The organism is Flavobacterium sp. GW821-FHT11G01, from assembly GCF_058808175.1.
In genome coordinates this window covers 308,354-323,771 of sequence record NZ_JBXARK010000001.1, presented here as the reverse complement: position 1 = coordinate 323,771, position 15,418 = coordinate 308,354, and the positions used below count along the sequence as shown (strand labels likewise).

The 15,418-nt window shown below is 32.3% G+C and carries 16 protein-coding genes; 7 read left to right on the top strand and 9 right to left on the bottom strand.

The features are described from left to right. Positions 1-116 precede the first annotated feature (116 nt). Positions 117-1,085 (top strand): transporter, encoded by a 969-nt coding sequence (locus AC1RRN_RS01410; RefSeq protein WP_492965567.1) that lies wholly within the window; start codon positions 117-119, stop codon positions 1,083-1,085. A gap of 48 nt (positions 1,086-1,133) precedes the next feature. Beyond that, positions 1,134-2,252 carry a GTP cyclohydrolase gene (locus AC1RRN_RS01405; RefSeq protein WP_492965566.1) on the top strand — a complete coding sequence of 373 codons (1,119 nt, stop codon included), beginning with the start codon at positions 1,134-1,136 and terminating at the stop codon, positions 2,250-2,252. An 89-nt stretch (positions 2,253-2,341) separates the two neighbouring features. On the opposite strand, the gene AC1RRN_RS01400 is transcribed toward AC1RRN_RS01405, so the two are convergent. Both AC1RRN_RS01400 and capB read right to left on the bottom strand, forming a co-directional pair. Next, positions 2,342-2,821, bottom strand: coding sequence for a hypothetical protein (locus tag AC1RRN_RS01400; RefSeq protein ID WP_492965565.1), 480 nt, complete (start codon positions 2,819-2,821; stop codon positions 2,342-2,344). Between the two features lie 120 nt (positions 2,822-2,941). Continuing rightward, positions 2,942-4,201: a cysteate-C-fatty acyltransferase gene (capB, locus tag AC1RRN_RS01395; protein ID WP_492965564.1), complete on the bottom strand. Its 1,260-nt coding sequence runs from the start codon at positions 4,199-4,201 to the stop codon at positions 2,942-2,944. Between the two features lie 290 nt (positions 4,202-4,491). Here capB and nirK point away from each other — a divergent pair, with 290 nt between their 5' ends. From nirK to AC1RRN_RS01380, 3 genes are read left to right on the top strand one after another with little or no spacing between them, the layout of a single operon-like run. Continuing rightward, positions 4,492-5,940, top strand: coding sequence for a copper-containing nitrite reductase (nirK, locus tag AC1RRN_RS01390; RefSeq protein ID WP_492965563.1), 1,449 nt, complete (start codon positions 4,492-4,494; stop codon positions 5,938-5,940). A gap of 12 nt (positions 5,941-5,952) precedes the next feature. Further along, on the top strand, positions 5,953-6,723 hold the full coding sequence (locus tag AC1RRN_RS01385; RefSeq protein ID WP_492965562.1) for a formylglycine-generating enzyme family protein: 771 nt from the start codon (positions 5,953-5,955) through the stop codon (positions 6,721-6,723). A gap of 16 nt (positions 6,724-6,739) precedes the next feature. Then, positions 6,740-7,342, top strand: a complete 603-nt coding sequence (locus tag AC1RRN_RS01380) for an SCO family protein (protein WP_492965561.1) — start codon at positions 6,740-6,742, stop codon at positions 7,340-7,342. Positions 7,343-7,378: 36 nt separating this feature from the next. Here AC1RRN_RS01380 and AC1RRN_RS01375 read toward each other — a convergent pair whose 3' ends face one another. The 4 genes from AC1RRN_RS01375 to AC1RRN_RS01360 form a co-directional block, all read right to left on the bottom strand. Then, the gene (locus tag AC1RRN_RS01375) at positions 7,379-8,596 is read right to left on the bottom strand and encodes a hypothetical protein (protein WP_492965560.1); all 1,218 of its coding nucleotides are present in this window, start codon (positions 8,594-8,596) and stop codon (positions 7,379-7,381) included. A 100-nt stretch (positions 8,597-8,696) separates the two neighbouring features. Beyond that, positions 8,697-9,419 (bottom strand): iron-sulfur cluster repair di-iron protein, encoded by a 723-nt coding sequence (ric, locus tag AC1RRN_RS01370; protein ID WP_492965559.1) that lies wholly within the window; start codon positions 9,417-9,419, stop codon positions 8,697-8,699. Between the two features lie 109 nt (positions 9,420-9,528). Continuing rightward, on the bottom strand, positions 9,529-10,044 hold the full coding sequence (azu, locus tag AC1RRN_RS01365; RefSeq protein ID WP_492965558.1) for an azurin: 516 nt from the start codon (positions 10,042-10,044) through the stop codon (positions 9,529-9,531). Between the two features lie 18 nt (positions 10,045-10,062). Then, positions 10,063-10,512 carry an RrF2 family transcriptional regulator gene (locus AC1RRN_RS01360; protein WP_492965557.1) on the bottom strand — a complete coding sequence of 150 codons (450 nt, stop codon included), beginning with the start codon at positions 10,510-10,512 and terminating at the stop codon, positions 10,063-10,065. A 203-nt stretch (positions 10,513-10,715) separates the two neighbouring features. Between AC1RRN_RS01360 and AC1RRN_RS01355 the strand changes: the two genes are divergently transcribed. Further along, on the top strand, positions 10,716-11,498 hold the full coding sequence (locus AC1RRN_RS01355) for an NYN domain-containing protein (protein WP_492965556.1): 783 nt from the start codon (positions 10,716-10,718) through the stop codon (positions 11,496-11,498). Between the two features lie 34 nt (positions 11,499-11,532). Further along, complete coding sequence (locus AC1RRN_RS01350) at positions 11,533-13,044, top strand: FMN-binding glutamate synthase family protein (protein WP_492965555.1); 1,512 nt, start codon at positions 11,533-11,535, stop codon at positions 13,042-13,044. 81 nt (positions 13,045-13,125) lie between these two features. Here the strand turns inward: AC1RRN_RS01350 and AC1RRN_RS01345 are convergent, their stop codons facing one another. The 3 genes from AC1RRN_RS01345 to AC1RRN_RS01335 form a co-directional block, all read right to left on the bottom strand. Then, positions 13,126-13,557, bottom strand: a complete 432-nt coding sequence (locus AC1RRN_RS01345) for a hypothetical protein (protein ID WP_492965554.1) — start codon at positions 13,555-13,557, stop codon at positions 13,126-13,128. Positions 13,558-13,793: 236 nt separating this feature from the next. Then, positions 13,794-14,201, bottom strand: coding sequence for a hypothetical protein (locus AC1RRN_RS01340; protein ID WP_492965553.1), 408 nt, complete (start codon positions 14,199-14,201; stop codon positions 13,794-13,796). Between the two features lie 9 nt (positions 14,202-14,210). Next, the gene (locus AC1RRN_RS01335; protein WP_492965552.1) at positions 14,211-15,389 is read right to left on the bottom strand and encodes a glycoside hydrolase family 88 protein; all 1,179 of its coding nucleotides are present in this window, start codon (positions 15,387-15,389) and stop codon (positions 14,211-14,213) included. Between the last annotated feature and the right edge of the window lie 29 nt (positions 15,390-15,418).

The window sequence follows — 15,418 nt, the reverse complement described above, 5'->3', positions numbered from 1 at the left end:
AATTTTTGCCAAAATTAATAAATCCGTTGTTTAAAATTAAAATATCAATCTTAAATAAATAATAAAATATAGTACATTTGAAATGCGTTATAGTTTTTTAATCAAAAAATACATTTATGTTAAAAGTTAAAAACTTATTCATTACAGCTCTTTTTTTATCACCACAACTCTTTTTTGCACAATACACGGATGTTATTAATTCAAATCGTCCGGGCGAAACAATGTCTGCATATGCAGTAGGAAAATCAGTTATTCAGGGAGAAATTGGTGTTTACGGAATTAAAGAAAAACACAATTTACTCGATTATGACGCAAGCGGTTTTGGAACCGATTTAACCGTTCGTTATGGCGCATTTATGGAAAAGCTTGAATTTGTCCTTGACCTTCAATACCAAATGGAAAATTTTGACACTCCATACACCAGTTACAAAAAAAACAACTTCAGACAGACCGTTTTAGGAGCTAAATATTTGATTTATGATCCTTTTAAAAACTATGAAAAAACTGCCAATATTTACAGCTATAAAGCAAATCATTCTTTCAATTGGCATCAATTAGTACCAGCCGTTTCACTATTTGCTGGTGCCAATTTTGTCGGTGCCGATAATCCTTATTCTTTTTCGCCGGAATCCAGTATTTCTCCAAAAGTAATATTGATTACCCAAAACCTTTTTGGAGGCGGGAAATGGGTATTTGTAACTAACTTTATTGCCGATTATATTACAACTGATTATCCAAGTTATGGATATGTATTAACTTTGACACATGGATTTAATGATAAATGGTCTGGTTTTATTGAAAATCAAGGATATAAAAGCGACTTTTACAGCGACGCAATTCTTCGTGGTGGTGCTGCCTATTTACTTAATTCAAATATGCAGATCGATGCTTCTATAAGCACCAATTTTAAAGACACACCATCTGTATTGTATGGCGGAGTTGGATTTTCTTGGCGTTATGACGGCTGGTATAAAGAAAAACAAGAAATGACATTCAAAAAAGACAGAAAGTCTAAAAACAAAGATGCCGAAGAGAATATAGACTATCAGGAAAAGGAAAGAAAGCGTAAAGCTAAATATGAATAATTAATAACTGAACTTCTCTGATAAAGAGATAAACAATTAAGATTTTTAATGATTACAATTAAAGAAGCCAAAACCAAAAAAGAACTAACAGAATATATCAAATTTCCGTTTTCGCTATACAAAGACAATCCGTATTGGATTCCGCCTATTATTGCTGATGAATTAGAGTCTTTTGACAAAACAAAAAATCCTGCTTTTGATCACGCCGAAGCTTACTTTTACCTGGCATACAAAAACAACGAAATTGTTGGTCGTATTACAGCAATCATAAATTGGTCTGAAGTAAATAATCAGCATAAAAGAAAAGTCCGTTTTGGATGGTTTGATGTTATTGATGACATCGAAGTGACGAAAGCATTACTGGAAAAAGTATATGAATTAGGAAGAAAACATAATCTGGAGCATGCTGAAGGCCCGATGGGATTTTCAAATTTAGATAAAGTAGGAGTTCTTACTGAAGGTTATGATCAAATGGGAACCATGATTACCTGGTATAATAACCCGTATTATGTAACTCATTTTGAACAATTAGGCTTTCAGATAGAAAAAGAATATATCGAAAGTATATTCCCTTTCTCAAATGTTCATCCTGAATTTTTTCTAAAAGCTCAGGAATTAATCAAAAAAAGATACGGACTAAGATCGTTAACTTTTACTAAAACAAAAGACATTATGCCACACGTGGATAAAATGTTTGATTTGTTTAATACCTCTTATGCCAATTTAGCTTCGTTTGTCGCTATTTCTGACGTTCAAAAAGAATATTTCAAGAAAAAATACATCAGCTTTATTAATCCGGAATACATCAAATTCGTTGTTGATAAAGAGGACAATTTAATAGCTTTTAGTATCGTAATGCCAAGCTTTTCTGAAGCATTAAAAAAAGCAAAAGGTAAATTGTTTCCATTTGGTTTTTGGCATTTATTACAAGCCAGAAAAAAAAGCAAGGATGTTGTTTTTTATTTAATTGGAGTTCATCCTGATTATCAAAATAAAGGAGTTACAGCTATTATTTTTGATGAATATTTTAAAACTTTCTCCGAAAAAGGAATTCAAAATTGCATCAGAACTCCAGAATTAGCCGAAAATACAGCAATTCATTTACTTTGGAAAAACTTTGATCCGACAATTCATTGCCAGAGAAAAACATATAGAAAAGATCTTTAAGAAGTTTCAGTCTTAGTGACAATTTTCTAATCAAAAAAATCCATTCCTACTCGGAATGGATTTTTCTTTTTTACAATTTTTTTATTTCTTTATTGTGGGCAATCTGATTTTGTCAACGTATTTTTTGCATCAAATTTTAATTTCTTTTTATCTTTAAAAGTCACCTTATTATTAGCATCAACTACATCCCCGTATCCTTCAATAAGAGCTCCGTCTTTTTGTAAAAAAACAACCTCTCTAACAGAAGAAACCCCTTCTGACATGAAAGTATAATCGGCAATTAAGGTATCGCCTTTCATATTTCCAATTATAGTTCCTTCATTTTTATCTTTTCCTGTTATATTATAACTTAATTTTCCGTTTACTTCCTGATGTGAATTTACATTAAAACTTAACGCTACAATACTACCATTAAGTCTGGATGTATAACACTGATCGCCTGCAGGTTCTACGATTTCTGCTTCTTTAGGGGGATTTGGCTCTATTTGGGGAGGTGGAAGCGTTGTTTCTTTTTTACAAGAAATAAAAACCACTAATGCAATGATTGTTAATGCTGATAATTTTTTCATAATTCTTATTTTTTACTGATTTTGAATTATAAAGTTAGCCCAAATAAAAAAAATCCACTCGTATAACGAATGGATTTTTTTATATAATTCCCATATAAAATGGATCTGTTTTATATTTGATTACGAAACATCAACAGTAGTACGTTCAGCAATTTCTTTATAAATTCCGCCTACTAATTTTTCACGAATTGCTTCAAAAGCAGTAAGTGTTTCGTCAATATCAGCTAAAGTATGAGAAGCTGTTGGAATCATTCTTAACAAAATAATTCCTTTTGGAATAACAGGATAAACAACAATCGAAAGGAAAATACCGTAATTTTCTCTTAAATCGTTTACCATCACCATTGCTTCAGGAATACTTCCTTCTAAATAAACTGGTGTAATACAAGTATTTGTATCTCCAATATTAAATCCTTTTTCTCTTAAACCATTTTGCAATGCGTTTACATTTTCCCAAAGTTTATCTTTAATTGCAGAAGAATTACGTAATAACTCTAAACGTTTTAAAGAACCAATAGTTTGGATCATAGGCAATGCTTTAGCAAACATTTGCGAACGAAGATTGTATTTTAAATAATCAATAACTGTTTTATCAGCGGCAACGAAAGCACCAATATTAGCCATAGATTTTGCAAAAGTAGAGAAGTAAACATCAATATCATCCTGAACTCCTTGCTCCTCACCTGCTCCGGCTCCTGTTTTACCAAGTGTACCAAAACCGTGTGCATCATCAACTAATAAACGGAAATTGTATTTTTCTTTCATAGCAACAATTTCTTTCAATTTTCCTTGCTGACCACGCATTCCAAAAACACCTTCTGTAATGAATAAAATACCTCCACCTGTTTCTTCTGCCATTTTTGTAGCACGTTGCAGGTTTTTCTCCATACTTTCAAGATCATTGTGTTTGTAAGTAAAACGTTTACCCATATGCAAACGAACACCATCAATAATACAAGCATGAGAGTCTACATCGTAAACAATAATATCGTTTTTAGTTACCAAAGCATCAATAATAGACACCATTCCCTGATAACCAAAATTTAATAAATAAGCTGATTCTTTCATTACAAAAGCAGCTAATTCTTCTTCTAATTGTTCGTGGTATTTTGTATGACCAGACATCATACGAGCTCCCATAGGATATGCTGCACCAAACTGTATTGCTGCATCTGTATCTGCCTGACGAACTTCCGGGTGATTTGCTAAACCTAAATAATCGTTTAAACTCCAGTTTAAAATGTCTTTTCCATGAAATGTCATTCTAGGACCCAACTCTCCTTCTAACTTTGGGAAAACATAATAGCCTTCTGCCTGAGAAGCCCATTTTCCTAAAGGTCCTTTATTGTCCTGAATTCTTTCAAATAAATCTTTTACCATAATATAGTGCAGTAATAATTTTAACTTAATCAGCGAGCAAAAATAATGATTATTATTCTAAAATAGAGTTGAGCATTTATTTTTATTAAAAATTTATCTGAATATCAATATTTAAAGGGCAAGACGCATAATTTGCAAATATATTTAACAAGATTTAACTTTAAAACAACCAGACTTATTTTGAAATAAATCTTTTTTTGTAAGGTATAAATGACTTTTATCATAATAAAAGATGAATTGGTCTTTTATTTTTGTTTACGATTTAAAACTAAAATAAAACCAAATTTATTATGAAAAGGAATTTTAAAACACTTACGACGGTTCAGATTTACTTCTTTATAACGCTGTCCTTAATACTTTTAACATCATGCAAGAAAGAAGAAGGAACTACAGATTATACTACAATAAAAACACAAGGTGAAACCATAGCGGAACTTACATCACCACCAATGGTACCAAAACCAGTTGGTGACAGAGCTGCCATGAAATTGAAAGTCAATATGGAAATTAAGGAACAAGAAGGTACAATGGCCGATGGCGTAAAATATACGTATTGGACATTTGGAGGTTCTGTTCCCGGTAGTTTCATAAGAACCCGTGTGGGAGACGAAGTGGAATTTCACTTAAAAAACCATCCCGATAATAAACTTCCCCATAATATTGATTTGCATGCTGTGACTGGTCCTGGAGGCGGTGCAACATCTTCATTAGTGGCACCAGGACACGAAAAAGTATTCAGTTTTAAAGTTATAAATCCCGGGCTTTATGTTTATCATTGCGCAACTGCACCTGTGGGAATGCACATTGCAAACGGAATGTATGGATTGATTTTGGTTGAACCAGAAGGCGGATTACCAAAAGTTGACAAAGAATATTACGTAATGCAAGGTGATTTTTATACTCAGGGCGAATATGGAGCCAAAGGTCTTCAGGCTTTTGACATGAACAAAGCGATCAAAGAGACACCTGATTATGTTGTTTTTAACGGAAAAGTTGGTTCGATGACAAACGGAAATGAACTAACTGCAAAAGTGGGAGAAACGGTGAGATTATTTGTTGGTAATGGCGGTCCAAATTTAGTTTCTTCTTTTCATGTTATTGGTGAAATATTTGATCACGTGCAGGTAGAAGGTGGAGCACTCATGAACAAAAATGTGCAAACAACTTTAATTCCTGCTGGTGGTTCAGCTATTGTTGACTTTAAAGTTGAAACTCCAGGAAACTTTATTATGGTGGATCATTCTATTTTTAGAGCTTTTAATAAGGGTGCTTTAGGAATTTTGAAAGTCGAAGGTGAAGAAAACAAAAACATCTATTCAGGAACTATTCAGGAAGGGATTTATTTACCGGAAGGAGGAACTATCCAAAAAATGCCTGAGAATGCAACAATAAAAACAGTAGCTCTTAAGAGAACTTTAGCTGAAAAAATAAGTAACGGAAAACAAATTTTTGGAACAACTTGCTTTGCCTGCCATCAATCTGAAGGCCAAGGAATTCCAAATACCTTCCCTCCTCTTGCAAAATCAGATTACCTGAATGCCGATTCTAAACGAGCTATCAAAACAATTTTACATGGTTTAACAGGGGAAGTCATAGTGAATGGCAAAAAATTCAACAATGTTATGCCGGCACAAAATTTATCTGATGATGAAGTAGCAAATGTTTTGACATACATCTATAGTAGTTGGGGAAATAACAAAACAGAAATTACTCCGGAAATGGTAAAAGCATTGCGCTAAAAGCATTCAATTATGCAAAAAAAGATTTTCATTATTTTTCTTTTCCTGGTTCTGATTGGATTCGTACGAGCTCAAGAATCGAAAATGGTTCAGATACAAGAGGGATCATTTGTCCCTCTTTATGGAGCCACATCAAAAAAACCTATAACTGTAAAATCCTTTTTTATAGATGTCTTTCCTGTGACGAATAGCGAATATTTAAATTTCATCAAAAAATATCCCGATTTCAGTAAATCTAAGATAAAAGGAATATTTGCAGACAAGAGTTATCTCACTTATTGGAATAATGATTTTGATTTTGGAAATGCAAATCCAAAAGCTCCTATAACAAATGTTTCCTGGTTCGCAGCTAAAAAATATTGCGAGTGCCAGGGAAAACGCTTACCAACAATGGATGAATGGGAATACGTTGCTATGGCAGACGAAAAAAAAATAGATGCACGAACCAAAATAGAATTTAATAAATACATTTTATCATGGTATGAAAAATCAAAAACGTACGAAAATCCGATTGGAAAAACTTTTAAAAATTATTGGGGAGTTTATGATATGCATGGATTAGTTTGGGAATGGACAGCCGACTTTAACAGCATTTTTTTATCTGGAGAATCCAGAAAAGACAAAAGTGCTGACAAGAATCTTTTTTGCGGCGCTTCATCAGTAAATGCAACAGATTTAATGGATTACGCTGCTTTTATGCGGTATGCTTTCAGAGGAAGCCTAAAAGCGCAATATTCAACACGCAATCTTGGCTTTCGATGCGCCAGTACAACAAAGCTTTAATTTTAAAATTTATCGAATGAAAAAAATATTATTCACAGCTTTTATTCTTCTTATTTCCTTGCAAGGCTGTAAGGAAAATCAAAAAGAAAATAGTTCTGTAATGCCTAAAGACAAAGAATTAAGTGACTTGTCGATTTATAATTTACCTTCTGAATGGACAACACAAGATGGAAAAAATATTGAACTAAAAAGTCTTAATGGAAATGTTCTTGTTATGGTCATGATTTATACTTCCTGCAAAGCTGCTTGCCCCAGACTTGTTGCCGATATGAGAAATATTGAGACAAAACTGGATAAAAAAACAAAAAAAAACGTAAAACTTATTCTGATAAGTATTGATCCGGTTACAGATACGCCAAAAAAACTTAAATCATTTGCAATTGCAAACAAAATGGACAATGATCCCTGGCTTTTTCTAAGATCAACAGAAGATAATACCCGCGAATTTGCCGCTATCCTGGCTGTAAATTACAAGCAAATATCTCCAATGGAATTTTCACATTCTAATATCATCAGTGTCTTTAATACAAAAGGAGAATTAATATATCAACAGGAAGGTTTAGGCGTAAACAATGACCAGACTGTAAACAAAATAAATGAAGAAGCTGCAAAAATTTAAATAGGTTGATTAGTAAAAAGCAAGGGGAGATTTTGATTAATCGAACCTTGCTTTTGTTTTTAATACTGAAATCATAATCAATAACAATCCTCCAACAATAAAGATGCTGGCTCCAAAAATGACTTCATAATAACCTACAAGTATTCCTTTGCTCAAATAATACAATAGTCCCTGAAGAAATAAAAGTAATTCCGTAATTATATATCCGAAGAAAAAATACTTTATTCCAATTTTTAGTAAATGAGCTTTTCGCGGAACGAGATTATTCTGAAGTAATATTCCAAATAAAAATCCGGTAATAATTCCGAGTGTTGTCAAATGAACAAATCCAATTACCCAATTTCTTATTTGATGGGAAACTTTAGCCAAATTTGGTAAAATAATGGCTAATTGTAATATCATTTTAAAAAATAAAGATCCTAAAGTAAAAACATAAGTCATCTTACTTATTGAATCAAGATTTATTTTAAATTCTTTTATTTGAGGCTTAAGCATCTTATAAAAATAAATAAAAGAGATTAACTCTAGTGACACTCCAAAAGCATTCAACCATTTTAAAATTTCATCTTTTACAAACCAGCTTATTGGAAATGCTACTGTAAAAAATGTTGCTAAAATTAGTAATATCAGGAAAATTCTAAATTGCTTTAATTCAATTTCATTTTTAAACTGTTTTAGAAACAAAGCCAAGACCGCAAATAAAAACCAGCCATTAAATTGAAAATGTAGAAAAAACTGAACAGCAATCTGATAAAAAGCACTTTGTTTTCCTAACATATTTATTGTTGGCCCTAGGCACCATATTCCAAAAGTGGAGAAAATCATAAATAAGATTGAAGCTATTAAGAGTTTTTCGGCTGGTCTTTTATCTTTAGCATGATCCTTACAAATCAGGAAACAAAAAACATAACTCAGTAAGATATGCAGTGTAGAAAATATAATCGAAAACAAGGCATATCCCTGAATCGGAAAACTGACCATCATTCCGATAACAGAAAATTCAGTTGTCCAAAATAGTTGCCTATAAATTGGCTTTTGACTTTTATCTTTTGGAATGAAAAAATGAACAATCAAAACGTAAATCATCATATACACCCAGCCGAGCATTGCAACGTGAGAATGTGCATGAAGGAAATAAATATAGTTGATGAATTTAAGAGGAAAAAGATAACTAAACCGCATCAATAATCCCATAATTGAAGCCACTACAAAATTTAAAAAGCAGCAAATCATCCAGCTTCTTCTCACTTTCATTTTAAATAGTATTTTTATTTTTTATTACACAAAAAATGCACTGGTAACAAATCATTTCATGGTAATTTGTCCAGTGCATTTTTTCCTGATTTATGCTATTTTAAGCAAACTCCTCTTCTAAAATTACCGCTTTAGGAAAAAGAATATTATTTTCTAAATGAATGTGTTTATGTAAATCTTGTTCAAATTCCTCTAACATTGCAAATGCCACTTTATATGTCGTACAACCATCAGCCGGAGCCGTGTAATTATTTGTAAGATTGGCAATTTCGCGAAAGCGTTCTCCTTCATGATCATGTTCCTGCATCATCATTGCGATTGGATTTGAAACTGTTCCGAAAGAAGGTTGCAACAAAATATCGTTAGATTCTTTGGTTTTTATCATTCTTTTAATGAAAGGAAAAAGCATTAATTCTTCTTTCTTCATATGTTGAGATAATTCTCCTGCACCTGCTGTGAATAACTCGTTTATTTTGAACAATTCCGGATGATTCGCTCCATGCACACTGCATAGTTTATTTAAAAACTGGAGAATAGTTCCTGTTTTCTCTTCAACATAACGATGATGTGTCTTTTCGATATAATCAACCAATAAGTCTAAGGGCCAAGAATTAAAATCTATTGTATTGTTGTTTTCTGACTGTAAAACATCAAATATATTTTGAAGCAAAGTATCTGAATTAATTTCTTGTTGTTCACAAACTTCATTAATAGTTCTGTTTCCTTTGCAGCAAAAATCAATTTTATATTTTGAAAATACCGCTGCCGTTCTAAAATCCTGAGCTACAAAAGATCCAATAGTTTTATCTTTTAAATTTTCCATTTTATTTTAAATTAATTGTTTCTATTTATTTTAACAATAAAAGATAAAAATATCTTTTATTAGATTACTAAAAAACTCTAATACCTAAAAGACATTAGAGTTTTATGCTTTATTCTACGATTAATACACCTTTCATCATGGCAACGTGTCCTGGAAAAGTACATAAAAAGTTATAAGTTCCTTTTTTATCAATAGTAAATTCTATTGTGTCTTCTTCTCCTCCTCCAAGTAATTTTGTATGAGCAACAATTGATGCTTTTTCTGAAGCCGGAATGTAATCTGTATCCTTTGCATTTATTGCCTTTGCAGCAAAAGCAGCTTCATCAGTACCTTCCTGTAAAATAACCAAATTATGTCCCATAGCTTCTTTTGGAATTTTACCAACATGCTTTAAAGTTAGCGTAATTGGTTTCCCAGCTAAAGCTCTTAGTTCATTTGTATTAAACTGCATTTGATCGTTTCCTTCAATAACCAAAACATTACTCACTGCAGGTTGCTGCCCTTCATCAGATGGCGTTTCAGTTACTTGTGGTTCTTCAGTTTGTGGAGTTTCTTTTTTTCCACAAGAAGTCATTGCTAAAACACCAATTAACATTACAATAGAAATTTTGACTTTTTTATTCATTACTAGTTTATTTAAATTTTATTCACTCTTATTTAATATTTTTAGATAAAAATCTCCAGAATTTACACCAGAAGCAAGTTGTTCTAAAGTTGTATTGGTCAGCATTGCCAAAAGCAGTTCACGTATTTTTTTGAATTCATTATGAACTGGACAAGGATGTATTTCTGAGCATTCTTTCAATCCAATCCCACAACCTTTGTATATCGTATTTCCGTCTATGGCATCAACAATTTGAATCAATTTTATGGATTTTACCGCTTCATTTGAAACTTCAAATCCGCCCCCAACCCCTTTAGCCGAAACGATAATACCGTTTTTGGTAAGAATCTGCATAATTTTAGCGGTAAAAGGTTCTGGTGAATCTATTTCTTTGGCGACATCTTTTATTCCAACCCGAATTCCTTCTGATGATTTGGTAGCTATAAATATAGAAGCCCGAATGCCGTACTCACACGCTTTTGAAAACATAGATTAAAAGATTAAATTCCTTACAAATATATTTATTTTACAATTAAAGACAAAATTATCTTTAATTAATTTTCATAAAAAAAATAAACTTATTTATAACCAAAATAATTTATAAAATACAAAAGACTTATTTACCGTCAAATTCTCATAAAACCAATTTTAGTTTTACCTTTGGAAGTATGTAAATTTTTAATATTGAGATAATGCCTTTAAGCAACTCCAAAGATTTGAAATTAGCAGTCCTTATAGATGCTGATAACGTGCCCTACAGCAATGTAAAAGGTATGATGGAAGAAATAGCAAAATTTGGGACACCAACCACCAAACGAATTTATGCAGATTGGACCAAGCCAAACTCAAATGGCTGGAAAGGCGTTTTGCTGGAGCATGCTATTACTCCTATTCAACAATATAGTTATACTGTTGGAAAAAACTCATCCGATTCTGCCTTAATTATTGATGCAATGGATTTGCTTTATTCCGGAAAATTAGACGGATTTTGTATCGTATCCAGTGACAGTGATTTTACACGTTTAGCGATTCGTTTGCGTGAATCTGGCATGAAAGTTATTGGTATTGGCGAAAAGAAAACCCCAAACTCTTTTATCGTAGCCTGTGACAGATTTATTTATATTGAAGTTTTAGACGGCGCTATTCAAAAGAAAAAACCTAAAACTACTGTAACTGCTGACGCCAAGAAACCAGTAGAAAAACCTTCAGATAAAGCCCTGCATAAAATTGACAAACAGACAATTGAACTAATAGAAGACACAATTGAAGATATTGAGGATGACGATGGATGGGCATTTTTAGGCGATGTTGGAAACCTGATCGTAAAGAAAAAACCCGAATTCGATCCAAGAAATTATGGTTTTTCCAAGCTTACACCTATGCTGAAATCGTTGACTGACATTCTTGAAATTGATGAGAGAGAATCAGATAAAAAAGGTATCAAACATGTTTATGTTCGCCTGAGATTCAACTAATTTTCAAATTATTACATTTTAAAGTTTTAAAAACATGAGAAAAAAATTCTTTATTTACGGATTCTTATTGTTAATAATTGTTGTTACCATTTACTTTTATACAAAACGTGGTTTTTTATTAGTCATTATTCTTCCAATATTATTGGTCGTTGGTATTTATAATATTATTCAAAAAAAGCACGCCATTTTAAGAAACTTTCCGGTTCTAGGCTATTTCAGGTATTTATTTGAAATGATTGCGCCAGAAATTCAGCAATATTTCATTGAAAGATCGACTGATGGGAAACCTTTTTCAAGAAATCAACGTTCTTTGGTTTATCAAAGAGCTAAAAATATCGATTCAAATTCACCATTCGGAACACAACTAAATTTAAATCATGACAGCTACGAAGGCATAAAGCATTCTATTTTCCCGGCAAAAGTAAATGAAGAATTGCCACGTGTTTTAGTGGGCGGAAAAGATTGCAAACAACCTTATTTAGCCTCCTTATTTAATGTTTCTGCCATGAGTTTTGGTTCGCTAAGCGAAAATGCGGTTCGTGCCATAAATCTTGGCGCTAAAAAAGGAAACTTCTACCAAAATACCGGAGAAGGTGGCTTAACAGAATATCATCTTGCGGGCGGTGGCGATATTACCTGGCAAATTGGTACAGGTTATTTTGGCTGTCGTGCTGCTGACGGAAATTTCAGTCCAGAAAAATTCTCAGAAAAAGCAAACCTTCCGAACGTCAAAATGATTGAGATCAAACTTTCGCAAGGTGCAAAACCGGGTCACGGCGGAGTTTTACCTGCCGCAAAAAATACGGTTCAGATTGCTAAAATTAGAGGTGTTGAGCCACATACAACTATTCTTTCTCCTCCCGGTCATCATGCTTTTTCAGACAGTAAAGGTCTTGTTCATTTTATAAAACAGCTGCGCGAATTATCAAATGGAAAACCAATTGGATTTAAATTATGTATTGGAAATACTGCAGAATTCGAAGCCATTTGTCATGAAATGATTACCGAAGATATTTATCCTGATTTTATAACCGTTGATGGTGCTGAAGGAGGAACAGGAGCTGCACCTTTAGAATTTGCAGATGGTGTTGGAATGCCATTTGAACCTGCTTTGATATTTGTAAATAAGACTTTAGTCAGATTAAATATTCGTGATAAAATACGCATTATTGGAAGTGGGAAAATTATTTCAGGATACTCTATCCTACATGCTGTTGCTTTAGGCGCCGATATGTGTAATAGTGCCCGTGGTTTTATGTTTTCATTAGGGTGTATTCAGGCGTTACGTTGTCATAATAATGAATGCCCAACCGGAGTGGCAACTCAAAACAAAATGCTGATGAAAGGTTTGGTTGTCACCGATAAATCAGAACGTGTTTATCATTTTCATAAAAACACCTTACATGCTGCCAACGAACTTTTAGCAGCAGCAGGAAAGAAAAACTTTGCAGATGTTGATATCAATATCTTCATGCGTGGTGATGAATTTGCTAATTTATCAGATAGCTATTTCCCGGATAACTTAACAAATGTTACCAAACATTAAGAATACTAAAAAGCCTCTTTGAAATTACAAAGAGGCTTTTTTAAATTTTCGTGATTTATGTTTTTTGGCATTTATTTCAAATTAAAGCTTTGCAGTTTCTTTACCAGGTGTTGAACCATTTTCTAAAACTGCTAATTCTTCTTTATCAACTAATTGCTGAGCCAGAATAATATTGTTGTAAGATAAAAAGTACACATCGAATTTTACTCCTTCTTCGATCAACTCTGTAGAAATCTGATCATTTTTAACCATTTCTTGAAGCAAGCTCGGAAAAGTATCTTTATAAGCTAATTTGTTTGCGTCAGTTCCTTCCAAATTAGTTTCAATTCTGATTTCGATTTTATTGTCATTTAAAAATGCTTTGGCACTGGTACTAACAACATTTCCACCTTTTATAGAAGATGTGGTATTGTAATTACTAACATGTTCCTGGATTTTTTGCTTGGTGTTTTTACAGCTTACCAGAAATAAGACAAGGGTTAAAGCAAATGCGATTTGGGTAATTTTTTTCATAATTTTTTGATTTTATGGTTATTTTTTAACTCAAACATAACAAACTTTCCATACAAAAACAATAGCAACTCATAAAAATTAAAAATGTAATTATTTGACTACAACTTATTTACTAAAATAAACCAAAGACGTATTAAAATTAAAATTATTCCTTCATTCAAAAACTAATAAACAAAAAGCCACTTTAAAATATTTAAAGTGGCTTTGAATTCTTATGATCCTTTTTATTAATTAATTTATTTTTTCAGCAGTTCAGCTAGTTCTTCTTTGTTTACAATTTCTTTTGCAAGAACTGTATTATCATCGGCTAAAAAATAAACATCAAATTGAACACCTTCTTCAACCAATATTGAAAATTCCCGGTCTTTATTTATTATTTCTTTCAGCAATTCCGGAAAAGTTTTTTCAGCGTCTATTTTATTTGTTTCATTTTGCTGTAAATCAGTTTCAAATCTTAATTCAATTTTATTGTCATTAATATAACCTCTGGCAGTTGTCAGCGTAACATTTTTACTTTTAAAATTTACAGCAGTTTTATTGTATGAAACAACATATTCCTGAAGTTTTTGCTTAGTGTTTTTACAACTCACAATCAACAATGCAATACTAATTACAAATAAAATTTGACTTATTTTCTTCCTCATAATCTTTATTTATTTTAGTTTTTGAAGTCTTAAAAGCGCTTCTAAATAATAATAATCTGCATAATTTATAGAACAGTCAATTTCACTTCCGGCAGGTTTATGACCTGTTGAATGAAGCAAAAATGCTGAATTAACATCGTGACTTTGATAATGATCTGAAAGTGAAACAATCATTTTTTTAGATTTTGTCAAATATTCGTTTTTTAAATTTTTATCTTTTGTATAAGAACTCAATTCAATCAATGCCGAAGATACAATGGCTGCTGCCGAAGCATCTCTTGGCTCATTCGGAATTCCCGGCGCATTAAAATCCCAATATGGAACCAAATCTTCTGTTGTTAATCTATCCAAATAAACACGGGCTACTTTATGAGCAAAATCTAAAAATTTAGGATCTTTTGTTTCTCTATACACCATTGTAAAGCCATAAATTGCCCACGCTTGTCCACGCGCCCACATACTATCATCGCTGTAACCTTGTGCAGTTCTCCCTTTTATTTTTTTACCCGTTTCATAATCATAGATTATAACGTGATAAGAAGTATTATCTGGTCTAAAATGATTTGCCATTGTAGTTTCGGCATGTTTTACAGCAATATCATATAGTTTTTTATTTCCCCCATTTTTTGAAGCCCAAAAAAGAAGTTCCAAATTCATCATGTTATCAATAATGGTATTGTGACCGCCCATTTTATTATGTGGCCAGGATTGAATTGTTCCAACTTTTGGATTAAAAAGTGTTGCCAATGTATCGGCTGTTTTTAGGATAATTTCTTTGTATTCTTTGTTTTTTGTTAAACGATATCCATTTCCGAAACTGTTGAAAACCTGAAAACCTAAATCGTGATCACCAGCCTTACTTACAGATAAAGGTGTTAAAAATCGGCTGAATTTATCTGCTTCTTTTTCCCATTTCTTATCACCGGTTGCTTGATATAAATACCATAATTCTCCCGGCCAAAATCCACTTGTCCAATCTTTATAGCCAACGAATTTCCATTCGCTGCTCCCATTTGGAACTGTTCTTGGAGAAGTTCCATCATCCGGAATAACTTTTAATGTTTTTGAGGCTTGTTCAGCACAATATTCAAGTTGTTTTTTGACGTTAAATGAATCATTCTTTTGAGAATAGGCAGAAACCGTTAAAAGAAATAAGGATAAAATGAGTGTTGTAAATCTTGTAATCATGTGGTTATTTTTGTGTGTTTTTTTTTAGA

Bases quoted from the DNA above. Each gene is read 5' to 3' on its own strand.
- AC1RRN_RS01410 (WP_492965567.1), top strand. From the start codon at position 117: ATGTTAAAAGTTAAAAACTTATTCATTACAGCTCTTTTTTTATCACCA.
- AC1RRN_RS01405 (WP_492965566.1), top strand. From the start codon at position 1,134: ATGATTACAATTAAAGAAGCCAAAACCAAAAAAGAACTAACAGAATAT.
- AC1RRN_RS01400 (WP_492965565.1), bottom strand. From the start codon at position 2,821: ATGAAAAAATTATCAGCATTAACAATCATTGCATTAGTGGTTTTTATT.
- capB (WP_492965564.1), bottom strand. From the start codon at position 4,201: ATGGTAAAAGATTTATTTGAAAGAATTCAGGACAATAAAGGACCTTTA.
- nirK (WP_492965563.1), top strand. From the start codon at position 4,492: ATGAAAAGGAATTTTAAAACACTTACGACGGTTCAGATTTACTTCTTT.
- AC1RRN_RS01385 (WP_492965562.1), top strand. From the start codon at position 5,953: ATGCAAAAAAAGATTTTCATTATTTTTCTTTTCCTGGTTCTGATTGGA.
- AC1RRN_RS01380 (WP_492965561.1), top strand. From the start codon at position 6,740: ATGAAAAAAATATTATTCACAGCTTTTATTCTTCTTATTTCCTTGCAA.
- AC1RRN_RS01375 (WP_492965560.1), bottom strand. From the start codon at position 8,596: ATGAAAGTGAGAAGAAGCTGGATGATTTGCTGCTTTTTAAATTTTGTA.
- ric (WP_492965559.1), bottom strand. From the start codon at position 9,419: ATGGAAAATTTAAAAGATAAAACTATTGGATCTTTTGTAGCTCAGGAT.
- azu (WP_492965558.1), bottom strand. From the start codon at position 10,044: ATGAATAAAAAAGTCAAAATTTCTATTGTAATGTTAATTGGTGTTTTA.
- AC1RRN_RS01360 (WP_492965557.1), bottom strand. From the start codon at position 10,512: ATGTTTTCAAAAGCGTGTGAGTACGGCATTCGGGCTTCTATATTTATA.
- AC1RRN_RS01355 (WP_492965556.1), top strand. From the start codon at position 10,716: ATGCCTTTAAGCAACTCCAAAGATTTGAAATTAGCAGTCCTTATAGAT.
- AC1RRN_RS01350 (WP_492965555.1), top strand. From the start codon at position 11,533: ATGAGAAAAAAATTCTTTATTTACGGATTCTTATTGTTAATAATTGTT.
- AC1RRN_RS01345 (WP_492965554.1), bottom strand. From the start codon at position 13,557: ATGAAAAAAATTACCCAAATCGCATTTGCTTTAACCCTTGTCTTATTT.
- AC1RRN_RS01340 (WP_492965553.1), bottom strand. From the start codon at position 14,201: ATGAGGAAGAAAATAAGTCAAATTTTATTTGTAATTAGTATTGCATTG.
- AC1RRN_RS01335 (WP_492965552.1), bottom strand. From the start codon at position 15,389: ATGATTACAAGATTTACAACACTCATTTTATCCTTATTTCTTTTAACG.